Origin of the sequence: Kitasatospora sp. NPDC057512 (assembly GCF_042802135.1) — a bacterium.
Classification (GTDB): Bacteria; Actinomycetota; Actinomycetes; order Streptomycetales; family Streptomycetaceae; genus Kitasatospora.
Genome location: NZ_JBHVET010000206.1, coordinates 1 through 11,721, shown reverse-complemented (window position 1 = coordinate 11,721; position 11,721 = coordinate 1). Strand labels below are relative to the sequence as shown.

The following is an 11,721-nucleotide window of genomic DNA, read 5'->3' as shown; positions in this document are numbered from 1 at the left end:
GGCCTGGTTCGGGTCGCCCTTGATCAGCGCGAACGGGGCGCCGTTCGGGTCCGCGACCCACGCGATCCGGCCGACGTTCTTCACGTTCTCGGGCCCCATCAGCACCGAGCCGCCGGCCGCCGTCGCCTTGGCCACCCGCGCGTCCACGTCCGCGGTCGCGAAGTACGGCGTCCAGGCGGAGGGCTGCGCCGGGGACATGGTCGGCGCGATGCCGCCGAAGCTGGTGGCCCGCTGGTCGCCCTCGGCGGTGGAGACCACCCGGTAGCTCATGCCCGGCGACGGCTCGAAGTTCTCCATCCGCCAGCCGAACAGCTTCTCGTAGTAGGCGAAGGCGACGTCCGGGGCGGAGGTGTGCAGCTCGGCCCAGACCAGGGCGCCCTCCTCGGACACCGCGTCCAGCCCCGTGGTGTTCCCGGCCTGCCAGACGGCGAAGTCGGCGCCCTGCGGATCGGTGAGCGCGGCGAACCTCCCCTCCTGCATGACGTCCGACGGCGGCACGCGGACGGTGGCGCCGGTCTGCTCGGCCGCCTTGGTGGTGGCGTCTGCGTCGGCGGTGCGGAAGTACGTCGTCCACGCGGACCGCGCGCCCTGGTCGAGGTTGCCGATGGCGCCGACGGTCCTGCCGTCCAGCTGGACGAACCCGTAGCCGCCGGTCCCGGGGATCTCCAGGAACGTCCAGCCGAACACCTTGTTGTAGAACGCGGCGGTGGCGGGGATGTCCGGGCTGCCCAGGTCGATCCAGCAGGGCGAGCCGATGGGGAAGTCGGTGGTGAGCATGTGCGGGGTGCCCTTCGACGGAGGGGACGGCCGGGCTTGCCCGGATCGGACCCCGGCCACCTGCGAGTCTGCACCCGGGGTCTGACATCCGCAGCCGGGGGAGGCCGCCGGCTCCCGCTCCTCCGCTACTTCGGGGGCAGCGGCAGGACGTGGCGGAGGGCTTCGAGGGCGTCGGGGTCGCCGTCGACGGCGAGGGTGGTCCGGGCGCCGCGGCCGTAGGTGAAGAGGACGAGCTCGGCGGGTTCGCCGGTGAGGCGGACGGTGGGGGAGCCGGCGGGGCCGACGGTGAGGGAACGGCCGTCGGGGTGGACGAGCGCCAGTCGGACGGGGGAGCGGCGGCCGGCCTCCAGGCGGGCGATCATGGGGAGGCGGCGCCAGAGGGCCTCGGCGCGGCCGGGCGGGACGGGCTGCGGGGTCCAGTCGTCGGCCGCGCGCAGCACGTCCTCGGCGTGGACGAAGTACTCGACGGTGTTCGCCGCCTCGTCGGCGCCGGGCAGGGCGAACGGCGAGTAGACCGGCGGCCCGGCCCGGAACAGCCGCACCAGCTCCTCGTACGGCCGCTCGGCGTACCCGTCCTGCACCCGCCGCGTCCACCCGGCCAGCGCCCCGACCCGGATACCGGCCGCGGCATCAGGCCGCCGCTCCCGGATCACCAGGTGCGCGGCCAGGTCCCGGGTCGTCCACCCCTCACAGAGAGTGGGGGCGTTCGGCCCGGCGGCGGTGAGGAGTCGGGCGAGCCGGTGGCGTTCGGCGAGGGCGTGGTTCGACATGCCGTCAGCCTATGGGCTCAGTTGCCCACCGGGCCCGGTCCGCTTGGACGAGTTCGGGTCGCCCAACCTGATGCCCCACCCCGGGCGAACAGGGCAGCACGCATCGCCGATGCATCGTCTGGCGAAGCCGCCACGCCGACGACCGGCGCCTGAGCGCGGTCGTCGACCGGGCCGACACTGCCTGATCCGGCGCTACACGCCGGTAGTGCCGTCGACGCGTTCCCGCACCAGGTCGGCGTGGCCGTTGTGGCGGGCGTACTCCTCGATCATGTGGACGTAGATCCAGCGAAGGTTGACGTCCTGCTCCATGAAGCGCCCCGTATCGGTCAGGGCACGGTCGGCACAGTTCTCACGGGCGCGGGCGATCTCCGCGTGCCAGGTGGCGAGGGCGTCGCTCAGGGTGGCGCCCTCAGCCACATCGAAACCACCGTCGGGACCATCCGGGTCGGCCTGCGGGTCGTAGATGGGCGGAGCCTGTTCGCCGGCGAACACGCGACGGAACCAGTTCCGCTCAACCTCCGCCATGTGCTGGACGAGGCCGGTCAACGTGAAGCCGGACGGCGGCACGGACGCCGCGGCGGCCTGCTCGTCGTCCAGCCCCTCGCACTTCATGGCCAGTGTGGTGCGGTGAAAGTCAAGCCAACTTTCAAGCGTCGTACGCTCGTCGGCGTTCAGGGGCGGCATGGGGCGATCGATGGCACTCATCGGTTGATTATCGCCAGTGTCCGGAGCCGTCGACAGGCGGGGCCTCACGACACCTCACTACAGGGCGACCGTGGACTGATGCGGCACTGGGCAGTCCGGTTGACTCCTTCGATGAAGCCGGTCATGCGCTGTGCGTAGGCGTCCGGGTGGCCGAGGTGGGGGACGTGCCCGGCTCGGGGGCGGGCAGTGGCCAGTCGGGGTGGGCGAGGTGCCGGCGCAGGGCGTCGAGGCGGGCGAGGTGGTGGTCGAGGGTGGCGTTGACGGTGCTCGTGGTCGCGGCCACTCGTGTTTCGAGGTCGTGGATCCGGTCCAGGAGGTCCTGCCAGCGCCTTTCGGTGGCGGCGACAGGGTCAGGCGCGGCGTCGGTCGCTGTCATCGCGGAGCTGGGTGGTGTGGTGGGTGAGCGCGTCGAGGCGGGTGGCGAGGTCGTCCTGGTCGGCGCCGAGGTGGGGGCGGACGGCGGCGAGAGGCGCTATCAGGTCGGCGGGGTCGGTGGCGCCGAGGGCGGCGGTCAGGGCGGCCTGGGCGGGACGGGCGCCGGGAGCGAGTGCGGCCGTGGTGATCCGGGCGGCGAGGACCCGCAGCTCGGCGGCGTGGTCGCGGGCCCAGACGGTGACCGATCGGTCGGCGGCCCGCCGGTCGCGGACGGCCTTGACCCGTTCGGCACCGGTGCCGGACCGCGAAGCGTCGGCGGTGGCGGGCTTGAGGCGCAGGTAGCGGTTCTCGGCGGCCTGGCGGCTGGCCACGCCCATCGGCTGGGCGAGGTCGGCCCAGGTGGCGCCGGCCTCCCGGGCGCTCTCCACCAGGCCGGCTTCCCAGCCGGCGAGCCGGCCGCGCAGCTCGCGCAGCAGGACCAGTGCAGCCAGGGCCTGCTCGGGGCCACTGTGCTCGTCAGGGGCGGTCGGGGGCTGGGACGCGGGGTTCTGGGCGGTGCGGACGGCGTCGTCGATGGCGGCCAGCGCCGTCGCGGCCGCCAGGAACGAGGCGGGCCCGACCGGCGGGGAGGCGTCGGGGGCGGCTCTGCGGGACTTCTCGCTCATGCCGTCACTCTATAGGCGACACGGCAACTTGTCATCGGATGGATGACGCGCTAGAAAGGAGTCAGGTGAAGCGCACTGGCACCCATTCGATCCATGGAGGTGTTTCGCAATGCTGCTGCGCACTGACCCGTTCCGCGAGCTGGACCGGCTGACCCAGCAGTTCCTCAACACGACCGGCACCTGGTCGCGTCCGACGCCGATGCCGCTGGACGCCTACCGGACCGGCGACGAGTACGTGATCTGCTTCGACCTGCCGGGGGTCGACCCGGAGGCGATCGACATCGACGTCGAGCGGAACATGGTGACCGTCAAGGCCGAGCGCCGCCCGCGCCAGGAAGGCGAGGGCGTCAAGTGGGAGCTGTCCGAGCGCCCCCTCGGCGTGTTCTCCCGCCAGGTCATGCTCTCCGACACCCTCGACCCCGCCGGGATCACCGCCGACTACGACGCCGGCGTGCTGACCCTGAAGATCCCGGTCGCCGAGAAGGCCAAGCCCCGCAAGGTCGCGATCAGCCACAGCGGAAGCCGCAAGCAGATTCAGGCCTGACCCGTTCCCCCGATGCCGTTCCGGCCGCCCCCGATCTCTCCCCCTCGATCGAAAGGGGCGGCCGGAACACCCCTCGACCGCCGGGCCGGCCCCGTCCGGACCGGCCTCCCCGCACACGACGCGGAAACGCCATGAACGGCCAGAGCAACCAGTCCTTCGTCGTGCGAGCGAACGGCGAGATCGACCTCGACGCCGCACCCTCGCTGCGCCGTGCTCTGGCCACCGCGCTCGAGTCACACCGGGAGGTGGTGCTGGATCTGTCGGAGGTGACGTTCATGGACTGCGCGGGCCTGGGCGCCCTGGTCCGGGCCCGCAACCAGGCCGACCGGTACGGTGCCCGCCTGGTCCTGCGCGGGGCCGGCCGCCGCGTGATGCGGCTGCTCAAGCTGACCGGTCTGCACCGGCGCCTGGCCGTCGAGCCTTGAGGCCGCCCGGGCGCGTCGGGCCTCGGGACGGCGTCGGGCCTTGGGACCGCGTCGGGCCTCGGGACGGAGGGAGAACCGCGATGACGCTTCGATGGGAGGCGTTCCTGGAGGAGGTCCGGGAACGTGGTGAGTACGACAGCCCGCAGGAGGCCGAGCGGGCCGCCCGGGTGGTCCTGGCCCTGCTCGGCGCCCATCTGGTCGGCGAGGTGCGGGCCGAACTGGCCGCCCGACTGCCCGAGACCATGGCCCTGATCCTGCTCAACCCGCTGCAGACCGCCGAGCCCCTCAACGCCGAGCGGTTCGTGCGCGCGACCGCGGCCTGGATCGAGGGCGCCACCGAGGCCACGGCCCTGTGGGACATCGGCGCCGTCCTGTCCACGGTGGCCGACGCCGCCGGCGACGACCTCATGGACCAGGTCCTGCTCCAGCTGCCGCCCGGCTACGACCTGCTGTTCGGCCGCCCGACCGCAGGGACACGACCCTGACCCCGACCACCCCTCACGCGCCGCCGGCCCGCCCGGCGGCCGGCCCCTGGAAGGCTCCACGGTCATGACCCGCTACCGCCACCTCCTCCAGCACGTCCGCAACCTCGGCCGATACACCACCGACGAGGAAGCCGAACGGGTCCTCGACGCCGTCCTGGCCCTCCTCGGCTCCCAGCTCACCGGCGACGAACGCTGCGACCTCGCCGCAGTCCTGCCCGAACGGGCTCGCGCCGTCCTCGCCGCCCAGATCCCCCTCCCGTCGCCCGTCACCGCCCCCGCCTTCGTCGAAAGCCTCGCCCACACCCTGGGCACCAGCCTCACTGCCGCCCGCTGGGACGCCTCCTCCGTCCTGGCCGCCCTCACCACCCTCACCGACGACGACCTCACCGACCGCCTCCTCGCCCAGCTGCCCCGCGGCTACGCCCTGCTGTTCGGCCGCGCGGACCTGGCCGCCGTCGCCTGAAGCAGCGGGAGCGCTCCGCGCTGCCCTGGCAGGCATCGAACCGCACACCGGAAGAGGCGAGGTGACCGATGGACAGGCCCCAGCGCCACGCGGTCACCCGGCCCGCCCGGCCGGCATGGGCCTCCCGAGCTCGTCGTTCACCTCACCGGCGCGTACACCGCTGCCGGGGGACCGGTGTACGCAGACCAGGTGGGCGCATTCCGGGCGGCGATCGAAGGAGATGCGGCCCGGCCGCTCACCATGCTCGGCCGGTCTGCCGGTACTGCTCGACAGGGATGGGCTCGACGCCGGCAGCCATGCGTGCGGTGAACAGGCATTCCGCGCATGGAGGTCTTGGTTCCCACGAGGCTCCTCATGTCCAGGCGCCGACCGACGTCGGCTCGGGCCGGAGCTTGATCCCCGTTGCGATCTCGACCTGGACCGAGAGTTCGGTGAGGGCCTGGGTGAAGCCCGTCGCGGTCGCTCCGTCGTGGGCGGTGAGGGTGAGGGTGCGGTGTTCCGAGCAGCGGATGCCGTCTGCGATCTTGTAGCCGGGGCGGTAGCCGGTGTGCTCCAGCAGCCAGCCGGCGCTGGCCCGCAACTGCCCGTCGCTGTCGGTGTGGACCGGGCAGTCGGCAGCCGACCAACGGGCGGCCTGGGCGGCGGTGACGGGTGGGTTGAGGAAGACCGATCCGGCCTGGCGGGCATCGGGACCGTGGGGGTCGAGGAGGAGTCCACGGCGGTGGCGGTTGGCGAGGATGGCGGTGGCCACCTCGGCCACGGGCGGTCGGGCGCCGATGTGGACGCCGAGTTCGTCGGCGAGCGGCTGGTAGGTGATCGGGGCAGCCGGTGAGCGGGTGAGGTGGAACGTCGCGGTGAGGATGGTCCAGCGGCCCGGGTCGTTCTTGAAGCGGCTGTCGCGGTGGCGGAGGCGGCACGCCTGGGCGGGTAGGGTCCGCAGGCGGCCCATGTCCCAGTCCCAGGCGGTGAGATGGTCGAGGGCGTCGGAGACCTGCTGGCCGTAGGCGCCGGCGTTCTGGACGGGGGCGGCGCCGGTGGTGCCGGGTATGCCGGCCAGGCACTCGATTCCGGCAAGGTGTTCGGCTGCGGCCCACTGGACGAGGTCGGCGAGCGGGTGGCCGGCCTGGACGGTCGCGGCCACCGTGTCGTCGTCCACCCGCTTCACGGTGATGCCCCGGGTGTTCATCACGGCGACGCTGCCTTCGTGGCCGGCGTCGGAGGCGATGACATTGCTGCCGTGGCCGAGGGTGAGGGGCGCGTCCTCCTGCCGGTCGCCGATCGTACGGACCAGTTCGAACCAGTCGTCGGGGTGGGCGACCTGCAGGACGTCGCCGGCCGGGCCGCCGAGCCGCAGAGTGGTGAGGGACGCGAGCGTGGTGCCGGGCACGGGTGGTCCTCCTAGGGTTCGTCGGTGATCGCCTTCAGGGCGAGGGCCCGCAGCGGGGCGAGGCGGGTGCGGTTGTCCTGGTGGTGGTAGACGGCGTTCGTGCAGATGGCCAGGTAGCGGCCGGTGGCCGGGGCGAGGTAGAGGCTGGTCCCGGTGAAGCCGTGGTGGTAGGCGACCCGGCCCTCGTCGGCGAGGATCCAGGCCAGGCCACGGTCGAGGCCCGGTTCGATCGCGGCCTGCGGTTGCATGCTGTGTGCGAGCCAGCGGCCCAGGGGAGCACCGGCAGCGTGCGGGGTCAGCAGATGGGTGGCGAAGGCGGCGAGGTCGGCCGGGGTGGTGAACACCCCGGCGTGGCCGGCGACTCCGCCGAGCAGGGCGGCGTTGTCGTCGTGCGGCATGCCCCACAGCCGGGGGCCGCCGGGCAGGCGCTGCTCGGTCGGGGCGACCCGGACGGAGCGGGGCACCGGTCCGTAGGTCGTGCTGGGCATGCCGAGGTGCTGCCAGAGCTCGGCTGCCAGCTCGTCCAGGCGCCGGCAGCGGTAGTGGGCCAGGGCCAGGCCGAGGAGGATGAAGCCCCGGTTGATGTAGCGGTGACCGGCTCCGGGGTCGGCGATCAGGGCCTCTCCGCAGATCAGTTGGGCCAGCGGTTCGGTGCGGTTGCGGTACTGGTCGAGGCGGGTGTCGGCGCGGAGACCGGAGGTGTGGGCGAGGAGCTGCCGAGGCGTGACCCGGCCGCCGGGGGCGTCGGCCGGGATGTCGGGCAGCAGTTCGCGGATCGGGGTGTCCAGGGTGAAGCCGTCCAAGAGGGAGGTGCCGACGAGCGGCCAGGTGGCCAGGACCTTGGTCAGCGAGGCCACGTCGTACACCGTGTCCGGCCCCGGCCGGGCGTCGTCGCACTCGGGGGCGACGACGCCGGAGGCCAGGTACCCGGGCTCGGTGTCGAACGTGCCGTGGGCGATGACTCCGCCGGGCACGGTGCCGTCAGCGGTCATCAGGTCCAGGCACTCGCGCAGGTCGGCGAGCGCGTTCGGCTTCCACGGCACGGTGTTGGTCACGGCTACTCCTGGTCGATCGTCAGGTCGGCACCGAGCGCGGCCAACTTCGGCAGCAGGCTGCCGTATCCGCGCCGCAGGTGGTACATCCCTCGGATCGTAGAGGTGCCCTCGGCGGCGAGGGCGGCGATCACGAGAGCGGTCACCGCCCGGATGTCCTCCCCAGCCACGCCGGCGCCGGTGAGGGCGGACCGGCCCCGGACGGTGATGACCGAGCCGGTCGCGTTGACGGCGGCGCCGAACGCGGCCAGGGCCGACAGGTGGGTGTCGCGCTGGGTGTAGATCCGCTCGTCGATGCGGGAGGTGCCCTCGGCCTGGGTGAGGAAGGCGGTCAGCTGTGGCTGCACGTCGGTCGGGAAGCCGGGGTGCGGGCCGGTGGCCATCTGTACCGGCCGAGGCCCGGCCGGGGTGCTGACGGCCGTGCCGCCGTCCAGTGGGTCGAGCTGGATTCCGGCGTCGGCGAACACCGACACCAGCCCGTCCGGGAAGGCGGCCGGCGGGAAGCCGTCCAGGTGGACGGTGCCGCCGGTGATGGCGGCGGCCAGCGCGAGGGTGGCGGCCTCCAGCCGGTCCGGTGGAACGGTGAACACCCCGCCCCGGATGCGGTCGGTGCCGGTGACGTTCAGGGCTGTCCTGCCTCGCCACTCGATGCCGACGCCCGCCTGCGAGAGCAGGGCGGCGGTGTGGGTGACCTCGGGCTCCACACTGGGGTTGAGGATCGCGGAGGTGCCCGGGGTGCGGGCGGCCAGCAGCATCGCGGTGACCGTCGCGCCCAGGCTCGGTCCCCAGGAGCGGGTCTCGGCGTCGGTGATGAACGGCAGCCGCTTGCCGGTGAAGCGGGCCCGCACCCGGCCCCGGCTCACCTCGACCTCGGCCCCGGAGGCTTCCATCGCGGCCAGGTGCCGGTCGATGTAACGGGCGCAGAAGGCGTCCCCGCCGGGGGTGGGGAAGGTGACCTTGCCGGCGCGGGCCAGCAGGGCGCCGCCCATCACCGCGGTGGTGCGGATGCGCCGTCCGAGGTCGTCCGGGATGACGGGGAAGTAGGCGTCGGCCGGTCGGATGGCGAACTCGTCGCCGGTCACGGTGGCGCGGGTGCCGGTGTGGTGCAGGATGTCGGCGACGACCAAGGTATCCAGGATCTCGGGTGCACCGGCCAGGGTGAGCGGGTCGTCGGCGAGGATCGCGGCGGCGTACAGGTGCAGGGCGATGTTCTTGCTGCCCTGGACGGCGGCGGTCCCGGCCAGGCGACGGCCGCCGGTGATCCGCACGGCCCGCTGGTCGGCCGTCGTGGTGTCGGTGGTGGGCATGGTCACCTTCCCTGGCTTCCGGCCGGGAAGAAGCCCCCGACCTGGGTCTTCGGGTAGAGCAGGGTGTGCGCGCCGATCAGGGTGGCGGGCTGGAGCACGGTGCCGGCGGGAACGATCACGCCATCGCCGACCACCGCGCCGAACTTCGTCTGGCCGGTGGCGATTCGCCGGCCGTCGAGGTGAGCGCAGACCTCTTCGGTGGCCGGTTCGGTGACCGGTCCGGTGGTGACCCGCAGGCCGGTGGTGGACACGAACGCGCCGATGTTGACGCCGAGGCCGAGCACGGAGTCCCCGACGAAGCTGGTGTGCTTCATGAAGACCCCGCCGGTCAGCAAGGAGCGGGTGACCTCGGCGCCGAAGCCGATGCGGCAGCCGGGGCCGACGACGGTGTTGTCGCGCACCCGGGCGCCGGCCTCGATCACCGCGCCGGAGCAGACCAGCACCGGGCCGGTGACGAACGCGCCCTCGGCGATGACGGCCCCGGGCGCCACGATCACGTGGCCCCGAACGGTGGCGCCGGGCTCGATGGCCCCGGTGGCCTCCGGCAGCGGGATGTCCAGGTTGCCGGCCAGCAGGTCGGTGACGGCCTTCTTGATGCCGAACACGGTCGGGCAGCGGCTCAGCAGGTGCAGCACCACCGGGTCGGTGATCTGCTCGGTGTCGAAGTAGTACGCGGGGGTGGTGCGGTAGTCGATGCGCTCCAGTTCGGTGTGCAGCGCGGGCGCGTCGGTCAGCCAGTGCATGGCTGGTTATCCTCTCGGGCGAGCGAGTGGAAAAGGGTTGGGGCGTTGTTGCACCCCCGTGTCGGTGGGTGCGACTCGCGCGGATCAGCCGGCGCGATGCTGTGGGCAGACGCAGGCGGGCCAGACCTCGATCCGGGCGACGTACTCGTCGGGGCCCGGGTAGGCGCTGGTCACGCCGGAGTCGTCGTAGCGGGTGCCGTCCTGGGCGATGCTGAACGTGCGGATGGTCAGCCCCGGGCGACGCTCGGTGCGAGAGACCCGGCCTTCTTCGGCGGTTGCGTGCGTCGCGCTATCCGCCAGGGTCGGCGCTTCGGCGGTGTGCTCGGTCGTGGCGTTGTCCATCGGATCCCTCCCACCTCGATCTCACGCTTCGCTGTCGGTTGTGCGCGGACTGCGAAGGCTGTTCAGCATGGCGGCGGGGGATCGGGCATGGATACGACATCGCCGCCGTCATGGCGTCGTCGTCGCCGGAGCTGGTTCGCACGGCAGACGACGTCGTGCGTCATGACCGCCGTCATGGCTGCCGTCATCTGGCTCGTACGGTCTCCGAACGCGTTTCCTGTCGCCGGACCATGGCTATCGTCAGAGCAGACGAATGGGGACGGAGAGGATCCGCAGTGGTCGAAACTCCCACACTCTTACGGGTTTTGACGCTTCAGCGGCACTGGCAGGTCTACGAGACCTTCCGTCTCCGGTTCGAGGCGACGGCGAACTCGGCCGCTGAGCAGGAGCACGACCCCCGGCTCCGGGGCTTGTCGGTCTCCAAGCGGCAGTTCGAGCGCTGGTACGGCGGCGCGGTGAAGACCCGCCCCTACCCGGACCAGTGCCGAGTGCTGGAGGCCATGTTCGGTGTCAGCGTCGTGCAGCTCCTCGCGCCCGCACCGGCCGGCTCCGTATCCGTGCCCGCTGCCGCCTCGTTCGCCGTCCCGCCGCCACGGCCGGTCTCTGTCCTCCTTCCATCCGAGCAGGCAGCGGCACTGCCTGTCGGTGGCCCGTCCAACAGCGATCCCCGCTTCGATGCGGGCACCACGGAATTGGAAAGGCAGGTCACGATGGCGGCTCGTCGTGCGCTTCGGTTCACCGCGATGGCGGAGGGCAGCAGCATCGGCTCGGAGACCCTGGGCCAGATCAACGACGAGGTACGGCGGCTGACCGTCGCCTACCCGAAGCTGGCACTGCCGACCCTGCTCGGCGACCTGGTCGAGGTCCAGGACCTCACCTTCCAGTTGCTGGAGCACGGACGGGTCAAGCCGTCGCAGGCCCGAGAGCTGTACCTGCTCGCCGGGATCACCTCCGGCATGCTCGCCAAGGCCAGCCACGACCTGGGCAATCCGAGCGCCGCCATGATGCAGGCCCGCACCGCCTTCGTCTGCGCCGACAACGCTGACCACCACGCCATGCGCGCCTGGGTCCGCTCGCTCCAGTCGCTGATCTCCTACTGGGCCGGCCGCCCCGGCGAGGCCGCCGACTACGCCGCCCTCGGGCAGAGCACGGCCGGCGAGGTTCACGGCACCACCGGCGTCTGGTTGGCCTGCCTCTCCGCCCGTGCCCACTCCCTTCTCGGCGATGGTGAGGCCACCCGCACGGCCATCCAGCGGGCCGAGGACGCTCGTGCAGCCGTCGAGCCCGACGATCTGGACGCCTTCGGCGGCATCATGACCTTCCCGGTGCCCCGCCAGCTCTACTACGTCGCCGAGGCCACCGTGCAGCTCGGGGAAGACGCGTCCCTCGGCGAGATCCAGTCCGAAGTCGCCGTCACCGCCTACCGCAACGCCACCGAGGACGAGTGGGCCTTCGGCGACCAGGCAGGTGCCCAGACCGACCTCGCCCTCGCCCGTATCGCCCGCGGCGAGATCGAAGGCGCCGCCGAGGCTGTCCGCCCCGTGCTCGACCTCCCCACCGAACAGAGGAACTTCGGCATCGTCAGCAGTGCCCAACGCGTCCACGCCGCCCTGCGAGGCGACGGCCGCCGCAACGGCGGTGCGGCGGCCGGTCTGCGCGAGGAGATCGAGGCCTTCACCGC

Annotated in this window: 15 protein-coding genes and 1 pseudogene; 6 read left to right on the top strand and 10 right to left on the bottom strand. The window is 72.5% G+C overall.

The window, feature by feature from the left end:
* The 5 genes from ACFU6K_RS16135 to ACFU6K_RS16115 all read right to left on the bottom strand — a co-directional run.
* Positions 1-777: VOC family protein (locus ACFU6K_RS16135; RefSeq protein WP_380663546.1), on the bottom strand; the 777-nt coding region annotated here is incomplete at its 3' end.
* A gap of 125 nt (positions 778-902) precedes the next feature.
* Positions 903-1,547: a TIGR03085 family metal-binding protein gene (locus ACFU6K_RS16130; RefSeq protein WP_380663544.1), complete on the bottom strand. Its 645-nt coding sequence runs from the start codon at positions 1,545-1,547 to the stop codon at positions 903-905.
* A 192-nt stretch (positions 1,548-1,739) separates the two neighbouring features.
* Positions 1,740-2,252, bottom strand: coding sequence for a DinB family protein (locus tag ACFU6K_RS16125; RefSeq protein WP_380663543.1), 513 nt, complete (start codon positions 2,250-2,252; stop codon positions 1,740-1,742).
* Positions 2,253-2,373: 121 nt separating this feature from the next.
* Positions 2,374-2,628, bottom strand: coding sequence for a hypothetical protein (locus tag ACFU6K_RS16120; protein WP_380663541.1), 255 nt, complete (start codon positions 2,626-2,628; stop codon positions 2,374-2,376).
* A complete protein-coding gene (locus ACFU6K_RS16115) occupies positions 2,603-3,292 on the bottom strand; it encodes a type III effector protein (protein ID WP_380663540.1) in 690 nt (229 codons plus the stop codon). Before ACFU6K_RS16115 ends, ACFU6K_RS16120 begins: the two co-directional genes overlap by 26 nt.
* A gap of 109 nt (positions 3,293-3,401) precedes the next feature.
* Between ACFU6K_RS16115 and ACFU6K_RS16110 the strand changes: the two genes are divergently transcribed.
* The 5 genes and pseudogenes from ACFU6K_RS16110 to ACFU6K_RS16090 form a co-directional block, all read left to right on the top strand.
* Positions 3,402-3,836: an Hsp20/alpha crystallin family protein gene (locus tag ACFU6K_RS16110; protein ID WP_380663538.1), complete on the top strand. Its 435-nt coding sequence runs from the start codon at positions 3,402-3,404 to the stop codon at positions 3,834-3,836.
* 131 nt (positions 3,837-3,967) lie between these two features.
* Positions 3,968-4,261 carry an STAS domain-containing protein gene (locus tag ACFU6K_RS16105; RefSeq protein ID WP_380663537.1) on the top strand — a complete coding sequence of 98 codons (294 nt, stop codon included), beginning with the start codon at positions 3,968-3,970 and terminating at the stop codon, positions 4,259-4,261.
* Positions 4,262-4,341: 80 nt separating this feature from the next.
* Complete coding sequence (locus tag ACFU6K_RS16100) at positions 4,342-4,746, top strand: DUF2267 domain-containing protein (RefSeq protein ID WP_380663535.1); 405 nt, start codon at positions 4,342-4,344, stop codon at positions 4,744-4,746.
* A gap of 64 nt (positions 4,747-4,810) precedes the next feature.
* Positions 4,811-5,209 (top strand): DUF2267 domain-containing protein, encoded by a 399-nt coding sequence (locus ACFU6K_RS16095; RefSeq protein WP_380663534.1) that lies wholly within the window; start codon positions 4,811-4,813, stop codon positions 5,207-5,209.
* A gap of 156 nt (positions 5,210-5,365) precedes the next feature.
* Positions 5,366-5,518: pseudogene (locus ACFU6K_RS16090) on the top strand (DUF6296 family protein); the annotation flags it as partial.
* Positions 5,519-5,561: 43 nt separating this feature from the next.
* On the opposite strand, the gene ACFU6K_RS16085 reads toward ACFU6K_RS16090, so the two are convergent.
* The 5 genes from ACFU6K_RS16085 to ACFU6K_RS16065 all read right to left on the bottom strand — a co-directional run bounded on the left by ACFU6K_RS16085 (position 5,562) and on the right by ACFU6K_RS16065 (position 10,040).
* Positions 5,562-6,596 carry a UDP-N-acetylmuramate dehydrogenase gene (locus tag ACFU6K_RS16085; protein ID WP_380663532.1) on the bottom strand — a complete coding sequence of 345 codons (1,035 nt, stop codon included), beginning with the start codon at positions 6,594-6,596 and terminating at the stop codon, positions 5,562-5,564.
* Between the two features lie 11 nt (positions 6,597-6,607).
* A complete protein-coding gene (locus tag ACFU6K_RS16080) occupies positions 6,608-7,651 on the bottom strand; it encodes a serine hydrolase domain-containing protein (RefSeq protein ID WP_380663531.1) in 1,044 nt (347 codons plus the stop codon).
* 2 nt (positions 7,652-7,653) lie between these two features.
* Positions 7,654-8,955: a UDP-N-acetylglucosamine 1-carboxyvinyltransferase gene (locus tag ACFU6K_RS16075; protein ID WP_380663529.1), complete on the bottom strand. Its 1,302-nt coding sequence runs from the start codon at positions 8,953-8,955 to the stop codon at positions 7,654-7,656.
* 2 nt (positions 8,956-8,957) lie between these two features.
* Positions 8,958-9,698, bottom strand: a complete 741-nt coding sequence (locus ACFU6K_RS16070) for a hypothetical protein (protein WP_380663528.1) — start codon at positions 9,696-9,698, stop codon at positions 8,958-8,960.
* Between the two features lie 84 nt (positions 9,699-9,782).
* Positions 9,783-10,040, bottom strand: a complete 258-nt coding sequence (locus tag ACFU6K_RS16065; RefSeq protein WP_380663526.1) for a hypothetical protein — start codon at positions 10,038-10,040, stop codon at positions 9,783-9,785.
* Between the two features lie 710 nt (positions 10,041-10,750).
* On the opposite strand from ACFU6K_RS16065, the gene ACFU6K_RS16060 reads away from it, so the two are divergent.
* Positions 10,751-11,721: hypothetical protein (locus tag ACFU6K_RS16060; protein ID WP_380663525.1), on the top strand; the 971-nt coding region annotated here is incomplete at its 3' end.

Coding starts and splice junctions, on each gene's coding strand:
- ACFU6K_RS16125 (WP_380663543.1), bottom strand. CDS start 2,252: ATGAGTGCCATCGATCGCCCCATGCCGCCCCTGAACGCCGACGAGCGT.
- ACFU6K_RS16075 (WP_380663529.1), bottom strand. CDS start 8,955: ATGCCCACCACCGACACCACGACGGCCGACCAGCGGGCCGTGCGGATC.
- ACFU6K_RS16065 (WP_380663526.1), bottom strand. CDS start 10,040: ATGGACAACGCCACGACCGAGCACACCGCCGAAGCGCCGACCCTGGCG.
- ACFU6K_RS16120 (WP_380663541.1), bottom strand. CDS start 2,628: ATGACAGCGACCGACGCCGCGCCTGACCCTGTCGCCGCCACCGAAAGG.
- ACFU6K_RS16115 (WP_380663540.1), bottom strand. CDS start 3,292: ATGAGCGAGAAGTCCCGCAGAGCCGCCCCCGACGCCTCCCCGCCGGTC.
- ACFU6K_RS16100 (WP_380663535.1), top strand. CDS start 4,342: ATGACGCTTCGATGGGAGGCGTTCCTGGAGGAGGTCCGGGAACGTGGT.
- ACFU6K_RS16110 (WP_380663538.1), top strand. CDS start 3,402: ATGCTGCTGCGCACTGACCCGTTCCGCGAGCTGGACCGGCTGACCCAG.
- ACFU6K_RS16095 (WP_380663534.1), top strand. CDS start 4,811: ATGACCCGCTACCGCCACCTCCTCCAGCACGTCCGCAACCTCGGCCGA.
- ACFU6K_RS16130 (WP_380663544.1), bottom strand. CDS start 1,547: ATGTCGAACCACGCCCTCGCCGAACGCCACCGGCTCGCCCGACTCCTC.
- ACFU6K_RS16070 (WP_380663528.1), bottom strand. CDS start 9,698: ATGCACTGGCTGACCGACGCGCCCGCGCTGCACACCGAACTGGAGCGC.
- ACFU6K_RS16105 (WP_380663537.1), top strand. CDS start 3,968: ATGAACGGCCAGAGCAACCAGTCCTTCGTCGTGCGAGCGAACGGCGAG.